This is a genomic window from Klebsiella electrica, assembly GCF_006711645.1.
GTDB classification, from domain to species: Bacteria; Pseudomonadota; Gammaproteobacteria; order Enterobacterales; family Enterobacteriaceae; genus Klebsiella; species Klebsiella electrica.
Genome location: NZ_CP041247.1, coordinates 2,290,120 through 2,303,309, shown reverse-complemented (window position 1 = coordinate 2,303,309; position 13,190 = coordinate 2,290,120). Strand labels below are relative to the sequence as shown.

The 13,190-nt window shown below is 57.0% G+C and carries 11 protein-coding genes, 2 pseudogenes and 1 CRISPR repeat array; of the genes and pseudogenes, 4 read left to right on the top strand and 9 right to left on the bottom strand.

Going from position 1 to position 13,190, the window contains the following annotated elements:
- Window positions 1–62 precede the first annotated feature (62 nt).
- From tnpC to Electrica_RS10910, 4 genes and pseudogenes are all read right to left on the bottom strand, one after another.
- A complete protein-coding gene (gene tnpC / locus Electrica_RS10930; protein ID WP_141964155.1) occupies window positions 63–1,619 on the bottom strand; it encodes an IS66 family transposase in 1,557 nt (518 codons plus the stop codon).
- A 19-nt stretch (window positions 1,620–1,638) separates the two neighbouring features.
- Window positions 1,639–1,986, bottom strand: a complete 348-nt coding sequence (gene tnpB, locus Electrica_RS10925; RefSeq protein ID WP_141964154.1) for an IS66 family insertion sequence element accessory protein TnpB — start codon at window positions 1,984–1,986, stop codon at window positions 1,639–1,641.
- Window positions 1,983–2,657 carry an IS66-like element accessory protein TnpA gene (gene tnpA, locus Electrica_RS10920; RefSeq protein ID WP_141964153.1) on the bottom strand — a complete coding sequence of 225 codons (675 nt, stop codon included), beginning with the start codon at window positions 2,655–2,657 and terminating at the stop codon, window positions 1,983–1,985. Before tnpA ends, tnpB begins: the two co-directional genes overlap by 4 nt.
- An 85-nt stretch (window positions 2,658–2,742) precedes the next feature.
- Window positions 2,743–4,272: a CRISPR direct-repeat array (repeat unit 28 nt; unit sequence TTTCTAAGCTGCCTGTACGGCAGTGAAC).
- Between the two features lie 359 nt (window positions 4,273–4,631).
- A pseudogene (locus Electrica_RS10910) lies at window positions 4,632–4,994 on the bottom strand (LysR substrate-binding domain-containing protein); the annotation flags it as partial.
- A gap of 296 nt (window positions 4,995–5,290) precedes the next feature.
- Here Electrica_RS10910 and Electrica_RS10905 point away from each other — a divergent pair.
- Complete coding sequence (locus Electrica_RS10905) at window positions 5,291–6,901, top strand: FAD-NAD(P)-binding protein (RefSeq protein WP_141964466.1); 1,611 nt, start codon at window positions 5,291–5,293, stop codon at window positions 6,899–6,901.
- 79 nt (window positions 6,902–6,980) lie between these two features.
- On the opposite strand, the gene Electrica_RS10900 is transcribed toward Electrica_RS10905, so the two are convergent.
- Window positions 6,981–7,616, bottom strand: a complete 636-nt coding sequence (locus Electrica_RS10900; RefSeq protein ID WP_131047972.1) for a carbonic anhydrase — start codon at window positions 7,614–7,616, stop codon at window positions 6,981–6,983.
- Between the two features lie 197 nt (window positions 7,617–7,813).
- Window positions 7,814–8,584, bottom strand: a complete 771-nt coding sequence (locus Electrica_RS10895) for a DeoR/GlpR family DNA-binding transcription regulator (RefSeq protein ID WP_131047971.1) — start codon at window positions 8,582–8,584, stop codon at window positions 7,814–7,816.
- Window positions 8,585–8,674: 90 nt separating this feature from the next.
- Between Electrica_RS10895 and Electrica_RS10890 the strand changes: the two genes are divergently transcribed.
- Window positions 8,675–9,058, top strand: a complete 384-nt coding sequence (locus Electrica_RS10890; RefSeq protein WP_141964465.1) for a VOC family protein — start codon at window positions 8,675–8,677, stop codon at window positions 9,056–9,058.
- A 2-nt stretch (window positions 9,059–9,060) separates the two neighbouring features.
- A pseudogene (locus Electrica_RS28835) lies at window positions 9,061–9,387 on the top strand (hypothetical protein).
- Here the strand turns inward: Electrica_RS28835 and arsC are convergent.
- Genes arsC through Electrica_RS10870 form a run of 3 tightly spaced genes read right to left on the bottom strand, consistent with a single transcriptional unit; the run spans window position 9,367 to window position 11,460 of the window.
- The gene (arsC, locus tag Electrica_RS10880) at window positions 9,367–9,792 is read right to left on the bottom strand and encodes a glutaredoxin-dependent arsenate reductase (RefSeq protein ID WP_131047970.1); all 426 of its coding nucleotides are present in this window, start codon (window positions 9,790–9,792) and stop codon (window positions 9,367–9,369) included. The pseudogene Electrica_RS28835 and the gene arsC sit on opposite strands and share 21 nt — an antisense overlap.
- 9 nt (window positions 9,793–9,801) lie before the next feature.
- Entirely contained in the window at window positions 9,802–11,094 is a 1,293-nt protein-coding gene (locus Electrica_RS10875) for an arsenic transporter (protein ID WP_141964464.1), read from the bottom strand.
- A gap of 45 nt (window positions 11,095–11,139) precedes the next feature.
- The gene (locus Electrica_RS10870; RefSeq protein ID WP_141964463.1) at window positions 11,140–11,460 is read right to left on the bottom strand and encodes a metalloregulator ArsR/SmtB family transcription factor; all 321 of its coding nucleotides are present in this window, start codon (window positions 11,458–11,460) and stop codon (window positions 11,140–11,142) included.
- 499 nt (window positions 11,461–11,959) lie between these two features.
- Between Electrica_RS10870 and Electrica_RS10865 the strand changes: the two genes are divergently transcribed.
- Window positions 11,960–13,183 (top strand): SfnB family sulfur acquisition oxidoreductase, encoded by a 1,224-nt coding sequence (locus tag Electrica_RS10865; RefSeq protein ID WP_141964462.1) that lies wholly within the window; start codon window positions 11,960–11,962, stop codon window positions 13,181–13,183.
- Window positions 13,184–13,190 lie beyond the last annotated feature (7 nt).

Genomic DNA, 13,190 nt, shown 5'->3' with positions numbered 1-13,190 from the left:
GTTATCAAATGCCTCCTGGCATTCATTTCTGTAAGCGCCTCGTGAAGGACGTGGGGTAAAAATTAGTTTACAGAGAGGGTGACGTTCCAGGGCAACAGATCTTTCACGCGGTTGGCAGGCCAGGTATTGATGACACTGATCACGTGGTGCAGCCAGGCCTCCGGCTCGATGCCGTTGAGTTTGCAGCTTCCGAGCAGGCTGTACATCACTGCCGCACTGTCACCACCACTATCAGAGCCGAAGAACATGTAGTTACGCCGTCCCAGCGCCACCACTCGAAGTGCGTTTTCGCACAGATTATTGTCGATCTCCACCCAGCCATTGCGGCAGTATTCGTTCAGTGCATCCCATTGTTTCAGCAGGTATGCGAACGCTTTCGCCGTATCTGAGTGACGCGACAGCGTGCCCATCTGCTGTTGTATCCAGTCGTACAGCGACTGCATCAGCGGAACACTTCTGGCTTTCCTGGCTGTCAGTCGCTCTTCTGCCGGACTACCGCGGATCTCCGATTCGATGGCGTACAGCGCCCCGATACGGTTCAGCGCCTCTGCTGTTACCGCCGTTGGATGGCGAACGTGAACATCGTGGAGCTTGCGTCGGGCATGTGCCATACAGGCCGCTTCGGTTACCCGCCCGCTTTCATAAAGAGCGTTGTAACCCGCGTAGGCATCGGCCTGCAGGATACCACTGTAGTCCGCCAGATGTTGCTGTGGATGGATACCTTTGCGGTCGGGAGAGTAGGAGAACCACACGGCAGCCGGCATGGTTGAGCCGGCGTTACGATCGTCACGAACATAGACCCACAGCCGCCCGGTACGGGTTTTACCCTGACCAGGCTCCAGTACACTCACCGGCGTGTCGTCTGCATGCACTTTACCCGGCATCAGCACATAGTGGTTCAGTTCATCATACAGCGGACGAAGTTGTTCTCCCATAATGTCAACCCAGCGCCCCATCGTATTGCGGCTCAGCTCCACGCCCTGCCGGGCGTAGATTTCCGACTGACGATACAGCGGCAGGTGTTCAGCGAACTTCGCCATGATAATGCGTGCCAGCAGAGCCGGACTGGCGTAACTGCGCTCGATGGGTTTTGGTGGCAGTGGTGCCTGCACGATGCAGTCGCACCGACTGCAGGCCAGTTTTGGGCGGACCGTTTCGATTACCCTGAACGCAGTGTTGATGATATCCAGCTGTTCAGAGATGCTTTCCCCCAGCGGTTTTAGTTTGCCGCTGCAGACCGGGCATTCGGTTTCTGCCGGGGAGATAACCCGCCTGTCACGGGGGAGTGTTACCGGAAGCGCTTTGCGGGCGGGAGTGTCTGATGTTTTTGATCCCGTATCTCCGGCCATTGAGGTGAGTTGCGACTGCGCCTCGCCAAGCCTGTTCTGGAGCTCGGTTATGCGCTTTTCTGCCTGCGCGATCTTCTTTTCTATCTTCTCGCGGTTTTTCTCGCTGCTGCGGCCGAACAACATTCTCTGCAGTTTAGCGACCAGCGCCCTGAGTGAGTCGATCTCGCGGGCATAGCCGGTTATTTCACCGGACAGACGGACGATAACCGCCTGCTGTGCGATCAGCAGGGCCTTCAGTTGCTCGATGTCGTCGGGGAGTGTGTTGTTCATTCCCCTGTTTTATCACGGGTTATATCCGTATACCAGGCCGTTCCGTCCGTTTTGGATGTTGCCACGCGATCCCCTCCAGAAGCATGGACAACTGGGCGGGTGTCAGATGCACTTTCCCGTCGCGGGTCACCGGCCACACGAAGCGGCCCTGCTCGAGGCGTTTGGCGAACAGGCACAACCCGTCACGATCGGCCCACAGTATTTTCACCATTTTGCCACTGCGGCCCCGGAAGACGAAGATATGCCCGGAGAACGGGTCATCTTTCAGCGTATTCTGCACCTTCGAAGCCAGCCCGTTGAAGCCACAACGCATATCTGTGACGCCAGCGATGATCCAGATTCTGGTACCGGTTGGCAGAGTTATCATCGGGCACCGCCTTTCATTTCGCGGATTAGCGCCCGTAACAGTTCCGGAGTGAGAGGGTCAAACAGTTTTACCACACCTGATTTAAGATGCAGCTCGCACCGTGGGACGTTTTCGGGATCGCACTCAGGGCACTCATCAGGCTTGTTACGCCAGAAGGGATTTGTAACTGGTCTGATCGGCTCTGGCGTATCAGTCAGTGCCACCGGGACAGGCATGCATTCCTGTATATCATCATCGCTCAGTAAGCCGTCCTCGTACTGGCTTTTCCATTTAAACAGCAGGTTATCATTGATATCGTGCTCTCTGGCGATCCGGGCAACAACAGCACCGGGTTGTAATGCCTGCTTAGCCAGACTGACCTTAAATTCACGGCTGTAGCTGGCTCGCCGTTCTTTTCGCCATTTTTCCTCGCTGATTTCAGGGCGAGTGGATTCATTTTTTCTGTTGGCATAAAGGATGGCGTCAAGCTGAGCGAATGAGACTGAATCGGGCAATGGCCATGCGATACCGGATGCAATAAAGCGCTGAAAAAGCGTATGTATTGTGGAATGACTGAGACCGAGGCGCTGAGCGATGGCCCGGATGGTCAGTTTATCTTCAAATCTTAAACGCAGGGCATCAGGCAAATAAGAACGGAAGCAGGGAATATCTTTTGTTGTCTGGGAATTCATCGTTCGTGTCCATCAAAATAGATGGGCGCGATTGTTGCCAGACAGGACAATTTTCACAAGACGTCGCAGATGGGGCGCTTACTCATTTCTAAGCTGCCTGTACGGCAGTGCACCAGGTCTTTGAGATTTTCGCGACGAATGTCATTTTCTAAGCTGCTTGTACGGCAGTGCACCAGGTCTTTGAGATTTTCGCGACGAATGTCATTTTCTAAGCTGCTTGTACGGCAGTGCACCCGCCTGCATTGCCACTGCCATGCAATCTACTTTTCTAAGCTGCCTGTACGGCAGTGAACGACTTCCTGCACGCGTTCAACCGCCACGGTATTTTCTAAGCTGCCTGTACGGCAGTGAACGGAGCTGCGCGAGCTGATGGCCTGGCGCGAGATTTCTAAGCTGCCTGTACGGCAGTGAACTTTACCCTCTTTGTTGACGGGGAAAACTTCATCTTTCTAAGCTGCCTGTACGGCAGTGAACCGGTTGTTCAGCTCGAGCATCGATGCGCCAGCTTTCTAAGCTGCCTGTACGGCAGTGAACGCCCGTGCCAGCCTTTCAGCGCGGCAGGTAAATTTCTAAGCTGCCTGTACGGCAGTGAACTAGTTAATTAGACGCATTCAATGATGCGTTTTTTTCTAAGCTGCCTGTACGGCAGTGAACAGTACATTGGACGCATTGTTATTGCTACAGATTTTCTAAGCTGCCTGTACGGCAGTGAACGCTGGCGGCCATCCTGAATCAGCTGGTGTTCTTTTCTAAGCTGCCTGTACGGCAGTGAACTTCATCAACCCATGCCTCAACAACCTCACGGCTTTCTAAGCTGCCTGTACGGCAGTGAACTTACCGTCGCGGAGATTCCCGCCATCGCAAGTTTTCTAAGCTGCCTGTACGGCAGTGAACGGAAGCGTTTGACGCTGAATCAGTGTCATTCCTTTCTAAGCTGCCTGTACGGCAGTGAACTATAGGGGATATTGAATTGATTATCCCTTGGTTTTCTAAGCTGCCTGTACGGCAGTGAACCAGTGATCTATCTGTTAGATCGTTCTCTTCTTTTCTAAGCTGCCTGTACGGCAGTGAACAAAACCATCCAGAAGGCGCGTTCCCCGGTACTTTTCTAAGCTGCCTGTACGGCAGTGAACGATGTGCTCGACCTGCTTGATCCGGGTCAGCCTTTCTAAGCTGCCTGTACGGCAGTGAACACCGTTGTGGTCGTGTTCGTTATCCAGACTGGTTTTCTAAGCTGCCTGTACGGCAGTGAACCTGCAGCCGAGTTCTGGGCGACCCGCCCGTACTTTCTAAGCTGCCTGTACGGCAGTGAACCGACGGCGGCACGCTGATTGCCGCAGCTGACGTTTCTAAGCTGCCTGTACGGCAGTGAACCAGCTATTCCCGGCTTTACTGGGGTGGGTAAATTTCTAAGCTGCCTGTACGGCAGTGAACTATCTCACCGGCTGTATGTTTGATCTGTCTCAGTTTCTAAGCTGCCTGTACGGCAGTGAACATAAAATCCAGCTCTGCCACCACCGGGTTATATTTCTAAGCTGCCTGTACGGCAGTGAACTCGAAGACAAAATTGATAATGCGATATCAGCATTTCTAAGCTGCCTGTACGGCAGTGAACTGAAATAATATCAACTCACTTCTTTGTTTTATATATAAAAAACTTCAAATTTACTCATCTCACCCTTTTTTCAAAGCTGCCATTACTCTCAATAAAAATCAATGACTTACAAAAACAACAAATAAAAAGGTCTCCGTAGTCAACTGCATAATCCTGCCTCCCTGGCAACCGTGCCCGCGATTAAACCCTCAACAACCCGACAAATGACTAAAATGAAACATGACAAATGTCGTTATTGAGACGTGTTAGCCGCCTGAAAGGTAGGGTCTTTGCATGATTTTCTATCGTTTGGTAACCGGCCGTTACGCCAGCGAAACCTGGAGGGGAAGCGGAGCCAACCAGCACGGCGGGCGCTGGAATCACCAGGGACACCCGGCAGACGCCCCCCTCCGCCGGGCTGGCCGCGTTTCTGGCGCTGGCGCGGGAGTTTGCCCAGTCCGCCGACCGTTAAGCGCGCCCGTTGCATGGCCGGAACACTGCCAGAGCGGCGCTGGCAAATCTCCCCGCTGACGCCAGGCCGCAAGTTCTTCATTAAGCCAGGCGATGAATACCGCCGCTTCCGCTTTCTTTTCACTTTGCTGCGGGGTGACCAGCCAGTACGGCCAGGGATAAGGCGCAGAGCAGGCGGTGACCTGGACCAGCTCTCCGCGGTCGATAGCGCCCTGCACCAGCGAGCGCCGCTCCAGCGCGATGCCATTGCCGAGTCTAACGGCCTCCAGGATATTCGCGCCCATCGCGACATCGCCGAAGCCCATCCGGCCTTTCAACAGTTTCCGTTGCCGTGAGCGATATCAAGCGGAACCCTCATCGGGGGCAGCGCCCCCTTTTTTATTGCCCAGGGGGGCAAGCCAGATGCAACAGCAGAGCTAATGGCGTCCGGCTGGCTAGTGCCGGGATTTTCGACCACACTTAAACCCGATGCCCTCCGCCGTACCGAAGGCGGAGATCGCTTTTCCCGCTTCACCGTCCGACAGACGGGAAACGGCAATGGAAGAACGTTTATCACGGGTGATTATGCATGAAGAAAATTGCGATTATCGGCGCCGGTCCCACCGGGATTTACACGCTGTTTTCCCTGTTAAAACATCAGCAGCCGCTGGCGGTGACGGTCTATGAGCAGGCGCGTCAGGCCGGTGTCGGCATGCCATACAGCGACGAAGAAAACTCGCGCATGATGCTGGCCAATATCGCCAGTATTGAAATCCCACCGATCCTCTGTCGCTATATCGACTGGCTGAAGCAGCAAAGCGAGGAGCACCTGGCCCGCTATGGCGTCAGCCATGACTCGCTGCATGTTCGCCAGTTTCTTCCGCGGGTCCTGCTCGGCGAGTATTTTCGCGACCAGTTTATCGGCCTGACCGCCAGGGCCAGACAACAGGGCTTCCCGCTGACGGTGCATGAATCCTGTGAGGTCACCGACCTGCAGGCCACGGCAGAAGGCGTCAGGTTATGGGCGCAAGGTGGGCCGGTGGCGGAGCGTTTCGATCTCGCGGTCATCGCCACAGGCCACGTCTGGCCCGCTGAGGAGGAGTCCACCCGTACCTTCTTCCCCAGTCCGTGGTCCGGCCTGATGGATGCGCAGATCCCGGCCTGCAGAGTCGGTATCATGGGCACCTCGTTGAGCGGAATTGACGCCGCGATGGCCGTGGTGATGCAGCACGGCGAGTTTGTCGAATCCGCCGAACGACCGCTGCAGTTCAGGCTCAATCCGGCCAGCGAAGCGCTGAATATCGTCCTGATGTCGCGCGCCGGTATTTTGCCGGAGGCGGATTTTTACTGCCCGATTCCCTACGAACCGCTGGCGGTGGTGACCCCTGACGCGCTGGACAAGGCGATTGCCGCCGGTGCGAAGGGGCTGCTTGACCGCGTCTTCCGGCTGATGGCGCAGGAGATTGCCCGCGCCGATCCGCAATGGAGTGCCCGCATCGCCCTCCCGACGCTGGACGCCGACAGTTTCAGCGACGCGTGGTTTGCTGAACGGCGCAAACACGACCCGTTTCACTGGGCGCAGGCCAACCTTATGGAAGTCGAACGCAACAAGCGCGAGAAATACACCGTGGCATGGCGGTATAGCCTCCTCCGGCTGCATGAGGCCGTGCAGGAGATTGTCCCGCATCTGGATGCACGGGATAGCCAGCGCTTTCGCGCCGGGCTCGCGAGGGTGTTCATCGATAATTACGCCGCTATTCCGTCGGAATCGATCCGCCGCCTGCTGGCGCTGCGCGAAGCCGGGGTCATCCGCATTGTCGCCCTCGGCGAGGCTTACCAGATGACGATTGAAGAGGACAAAACGCGGATAACCACGCGGGAAACCGGCGATACCTATGATGTTTTTATCGATGCGCGCGGGCAAAAAGCGCTAAAAACCAACGATCTGCCCTTCCCGACGTTACGGGAACAGATCCAGGCGACCGGCGACGATATCCCGGATGTGGGGGATGACTACACATTACAAGAACCTGCGGAGGTCCGCGGCCGCGTGGCGTTTGCGGCGCTGCCGTGGTTAATGCATGACCAGCCGTTTGTGCAAGGTATTACCGCCTGCGCCGGGATGGCTGAAGCCATAGCAGGCGCCATTTCCCGGCCGGCGTCTCGCCGCCGCAGGCGTTTGCCGCTGACAGAGCTGTAACGCTGGCAGGTTCAGCTCAAGGCGACGAGTAGTAACCAAAGCACCGCTACGCAGGGCTTCCCTGCCCTGAAGAGAGAAATCACTCGAAGTAGACGGCCGGGTTCTCGGACAGCGAGACGAAGGTTTTGGTGTGCTTATCCAGCGCGCCGATGGCTCCGCTTTCAATATCATAAACCCAGCCGTGCAGGCGCAGCGCCTTATCACGCAGACCGACGGCAACCGACGGGTGAGTTTTGATATTGTTCAGCTGCGCGATAACGTTTTCCCGCACCATCGCATTCACTTTATCGATTTCACTGTTCCAGGTGCCTTTTTCGACCACCGCTTTTGCCGCATCGGCATAGCGCAGCCAGTGCGCCACCGCCGGCATCGGATCCAGGCACTGACAGGTCGCGACCGCACTCATCGCGCCGCAGTTGGAGTGGCCGCAAATAACAATATCGGTGACGCCCAGCGCCACTACGGCATATTCGATAGTCGCGGAAACGCCGCCTGGCTCTGGCCCGAATGAGGGCACGATATTCCCCGCGTTACGAATGACAAAGAGCTGTCCAGGTTCCTGCTGGGTGACCAGTTCTGGCACCAGGCGGCTATCAGAACAGGAGATAAACAGCGCTTTGGGATTCTGGCTGGAGGCCAGGCTGCGGAACAGCTCTTTACGCTGCGGGAAGATCTCTTTCTGGAAGTTGAGGAAGCCCTCAATGATATGTTGCATAGCAGTGTCTCTTTTCTCGGTATGAATTACGGTATGACAAAGATCACAGTTTGTCAGTGTAGCATCGCGGCAAAGAATAGGAATCGTTATTCAAATGCAATCTGTCGGTTGCAGCGCCGATCGTTTACCGGCAGGCGGGCGAGCAATACCCGGCAGCGGCTAAGTCTACGGGGGTTAGCCATCGCGCAGGCAACGGGTCAGACGGTATAAATACGGATATCGTGCTCGCGAAACGTGTCGCGATACTCGCGACTGATGTTCTCCTCCACCACCAGCACATCGATATCGCTGCTCTGCGCGACCACGAAACGGGCCACCGCCGGAATTTTATCCGAGGTCAGCCCGACGATAATTTCACTGCACTGTTTAATCACCGCTTTTTTAAATTCGCAATCGGCATAGTCAAACCCGGTCAGGCCGGATTCCGGCGCCATCGCGCAGCCGCCGATAAACCCCTGATCAAACAGCACCCCCTGCAACTGAGCCACCGCCGAGGTCCCCACGCAGCCGCCCGACGCTCGCTGAACCTGCCCGCCAAGCATCACCACGTCATACAGCGGCTTTTTGAGCAGCTCTGCGGCGATTTCCGGCGAATTGGTCACCACCGTTAACGCCAGTTCGGCAGGCAGCGCCTCCGCCATCGCCAGATTGGTGGTACCGGTATCGATAAAAATGCAGCCGCCGGGCTTCACCAGTCTTGCGCATTTCTGCGCGATTCTGAGCTTTGTTGCCGCATTTTTGTCTTTCCGCTCGCTGTAATCCCCGGCTTCCGGCAGGTTCATTACCGCGCCGCCGTACACCTTTTTACAGAACCCGTCTTTGCTAAGTTCATGCAGATCCCGGCGAATGGTATGCTCAGAGACGTTTAAGCGGCTGGCCAGCTCGCTACAAACCACCCGACCGTTTTCCTGGAGGATCTGACAAATCAGTGCTTGTCGTTGTTGGGGGAAAGCCGCATAATCGAGCAAATCAACTCCTTAATTCATCTTAATCGAGCATTAAAGAGCATGATCATGCATCCACCCGGCTCTGTCAACCTACTCAGTAAAGAGGTAAAAATGAAAATTGCCCATATCGCCCTCTGGACTCGTCAGCTCGAACAACAGGCCCGTTTCTGGAGCGGTTTCTTCAGCGGCCAGATTAACGAAAAATATTGCAGCCGGACCAATCCCGGCTTTGAATCTTATTTTGTGAAAATCGGCGAAGATATCGCCATTGAGCTGATGAGCAAGCCGGGGCTGCAGACGATCGCGCCGGACAATAACCACACCGGCTGGGCGCACCTGGCTATCTCCGTCGGCGGCGAGCAGCAGGTCGATGCGCTGGCGAAGCGGGCAGAAACACAGGGGATTTTAGTCTCTCCGCCGCGCACGACCGGCGACGGCTATTACGAAGCGGTGATCAAAGACCCGGATGGCAATCTGATAGAAATCGTTGCATAGTCATCCCTGCCCCCCATTTCGAGCAGGAACGTGCCGTAGCCACCGACCATGTCATCGATAAAGAGAGCTGGCATCGCCGGGATCATTTCGAGTTTTCTCGTACCTTTGCCCATCCTGGCTTTTACCTCTGTGTGCCGGTAGAAGCGCCGCGCCTGTATACGGGCGCAGCGGTCCCCGCGCTCAGCTGAGGCAAACTGAAAAACGGCGTCATTGCGGTCGCGGGTAAATTCAACCACGCTTTTGTGGATGGGCTACACGTCAGGCGCTTTTTCACTCAGGCTGAAGCGGGATTTTCCGGGCCGGATGCCTTATGGCTGCCGCTGGTCTGAAGGCGCCACGACCCATTCCCCATCCTCCTTGCGAAATGGCTGTTTCTGCGGCTGGGTAAGGATCTCCAGCACCACTTCCGACGGACGACAAAGGCGTGTGCCCAACGGGGTGACCACGATGGGCCGGTTAATCAGGATCGGCTGCTGCAACATACACGCGATCAGTTGTTCATCGCTAAGGGTGTCATCATCAAGCCCCAGCTGCGCGTAGGGTTCGACGTTTTTGCGCAGCAGCGCGCGCACCGTTATCCCCATCGCCGCAATCAGTGCCACTAACTCTTCCCGCGACGGCGGCGTGTCGAGATAGTAGATAATCGTCGGCTCAATACCGCTGTTGCGGATCATGGCCAGCGTATTGCGCGACGTGCCGCAATCCGGGTTGTGATAAATGATGGTATTGCTCATATCAGGTTCTCACGACAGAGAAAAAGAGAGACGCCAGGCCAGTGCGGCCAGCGTCACCAGCAGTACCGGCAGGGTCATAACGATCCCGGTACGGAAATAGTAGCCCCAGGAGATAGCCCTGTTCTTTTGCGCCAGAACATGCAGCCAGAGCAGCGTCGCAAGGCTGCCGATGGGCGTGATTTTAGGCCCCAGATCGCAGCCAATGACGTTGGCGTAGATCATCGCCTCTTTGATCACCCCGGTTGCCGTGCTGCCATCAATGGACAGCGCCCCGACCAGTACCGTCGGCATATTATTCATCAGCGACGAGAGGAACGCCGTCAGCACCCCGGTACCGAACGTCGCCACCCACAGCCCGTTTTCCGCCAGCACATTCAGCACCGCGGAGAGCGCCGCGGTTAACCCGGCATTGCGCAGACCGTAGACAACCAGATACATCCCCAGCGAAAAGACGACGATTTGCCACGGCGCGCCGCGCAGCACGTTGCCCGTATTAATGACCCGTCCCGTTTTCGCTACCGCCAGCAGCACCGCGGCTCCGGTGGCGGCAATCGCGCTGACCGGGATCCCCCGCGGTTCGAGGACGAAAAAGCCGGCCAGCAATGCCACCAGCACCACCCAGCCGGTCAGGAACGTCGGACGGTCTTTAATCGCGCTGGCCGGTTCAGGCAACAGCGCCAGATCGTAGACCGGCGGAATATCGCGGCGAAAGACCAGATGCAGCATCGCCAGGGTTGCGAGGATCGCTGCGATATCGACCGGCACCATAACCGCCGCATAGGTGCTGAAGCCCAGATGGAAAAAGTCGGCCGAAACAATATTGACCAGATTCGACACCACCAGCGGCAGGCTGGCGGAATCGGCAATAAACCCGGCGGCCATCACAAAGGCCAGCGTCGCGCGCGGGCTGAACCCCAGCGCCGACAGCATCGCGATGACGATGGGAGTCAGAATCAGCGCCGCGCCATCGTTAGCAAACAGCGCGGCCACGACGGCGCCCAGCACAATTATCCAGCTAAACAGCATCCGCCCGCGCCCGTTCCCCCAGCGGGCAACGTGCAGGGCCGCCCAGGAGAAAAAACCCGACTCGTCCAGCAGCAGGCTGATAACGATCACCGCAATAAACGCCGCCGTGGCGTTCCAGACAATATTCCACACCAGCGGAATATCGCTCAGTTGAATAACGCCGGACGCCAGCGCCAGCACCGCCCCGAGGCTCGCGCTCCAGCCGATGCCGAGTCCCTTCGGCTGCCAGATAACCAGCAGCAGCGTGAATAAGAAAATGGTCCCTGCGAGCAGCATGCCCCACCCCATCAAATATGTAATAACAGATATATTAAGCGGTCATCAGCAGGAAGACGGCGCCGCGTCAGCCAGCCGGGCGCGCACCTCATCCCGCAGGCATCGCCATGCGCTGTCGACGATCTCTGCCGCCCAGGCCGGCATATGCGGCGACAAGCGGTAGTGCACCCATTTCCCTTCCCGACGGTCAATAACCAGCCCGCTCTGGCGAAGGATCGCCATATGACGGGATATTTTGGGCTGGGACTCCGCTGTCAGCGCGCAAATATCGCAGACGCACAGCTCACCTCGCTCTCTGAGCAACATCACGACCGTCAGGCGCGTGGCGTCGGACAAGACTTTAAAAACTTCTAGCGGATGCGGCATTTTCGGTTCCTTACGTGACATTAAAACATATGCTAATTCATATATGTCCATCTGGAAATAACCGCGTGCAAAAAAAGCGCTCTCCACGGCTGATTTCCCTGCCCGCCAGCATGCATGTTTTGATTTTGAACGTGCCAACAAGCTCCCGGCAGAGCAAATTCATGCCGTTCCGCCCGCGTGTCGGAGCGACAGCCGTCAATATGGATGTTATCCGCCTCTCCAGACCAGGCATCGCGCCACCGCTAACGGAATGTCATGGACGGCAATATTCAATTTTCCCGCCGCAGACTGGCGGAAATGCAACAGCCTGCTGCCACCGTCGCTGCATTTGCAGCAGCCCACCGGCGCAGATAAAAACCTAAGCCATTGATTTTAATTATCTAAAAAATCGTCGCGAGCTGGCACAGGCTTTGCTATTCACATATAACACGCTGGAATTATAGGTTATTTATTTATCTATTTTTTGCATATAACCATTGAGTTAACACGAGAAATCCGTATGTCAGAACGCCAAACGCCTGTCAGCTATACCCGCCATTCGCCGGATGCCCATGTCATCCGCAGCGATGAAGAAGCCATCGCCATTGCCCACGAAATAGCCCTGCTGCTGCAACCGGGAGCCGCAGAACGCGATCGCAGCGGCACGGTCGCGCCAGAGATTATCGATACCTTCTCCAACAGCGGTCTGTGGGGCATTACGGTGCCGCGCCAATGGGGCGGTGCCGAGGTTTCCGCCGCGACCCTCGCCCAGGTGATTGCCATCATCTCCGCCGCCGATCCGTCGCTCGGGCAAATCCCGCAAAACCACTACTGCCTGCTTGAGGATATTCGTCTGCAGGGCAGCCCAGAGCAGCAGGCCTTCTTTTTTGGCCTGGTGTTGCAAGGGCATCGTTTTGCCAACGCGCTCTCCGAGACCGGCGGCAAAACGGTGCTCGATATCCGCACCCGGCTGGAAAGTCGCGGTGATGGTCTGTACATCAACGGGCGCAAGGGCTATTGCACCGGATCGCTCTACGCCCACTGGCTCGGCATTCTGGCGCTGGACGCCGACGATCGCGCGCAGCTGGCTTTCGTACCGCGTGACAGCGCCGGTCTGACGGTGCTCGATGACTGGGACTGCCTGGGTCAGCGCAATACCGCCAGCGGTACGGTCCTGGCGGAGAACCTGGCAGTCGCGCCGTTCCATCTTTTCCCGACGTGGGAATCTTATGCCGTGCCGACGCTCGCCGGCCCCTTCGCCCAGCTCACCACCGCCGCGATTGATGCCGGGATCGCCCGCGCGGCTCTCAATGATACGGTCGCGTTCGTGCGCCAGTTCGCCCGCCCGTGGATTGATGCCGGCGTCGAACGGGCCAGCGACGATCCGCTCACCATCTACCATATCGGGCAGATCGATAGCCGACTGGCCGCCGCCGAGGCGCTGCTGGAGCAGGCGGGCAAGGTCCTCGACCGCTTCAAACATGATCTCAGCGAGGAGCATGTGGCGCAGGCCTCCATCGCCGTGGCCCGGGCCAAAGTGTTCACCACCGAAGTGGCCCTTGACGCCGCCAGCCGGCTGTTTGAACTCAGCGGCACCCGGGCGACCAGCAACCGCTACCACTTCGATCGCCACTGGCGCAATGCGCGCGTTCACACCCTGCACGACCCGGTACGCTGGAAATATCAGCTGCTCGGCAACTGGGTCTTAAACGGCGTTCGCCCGCAGCGTCACGACTGGAACTGAGGTGGCC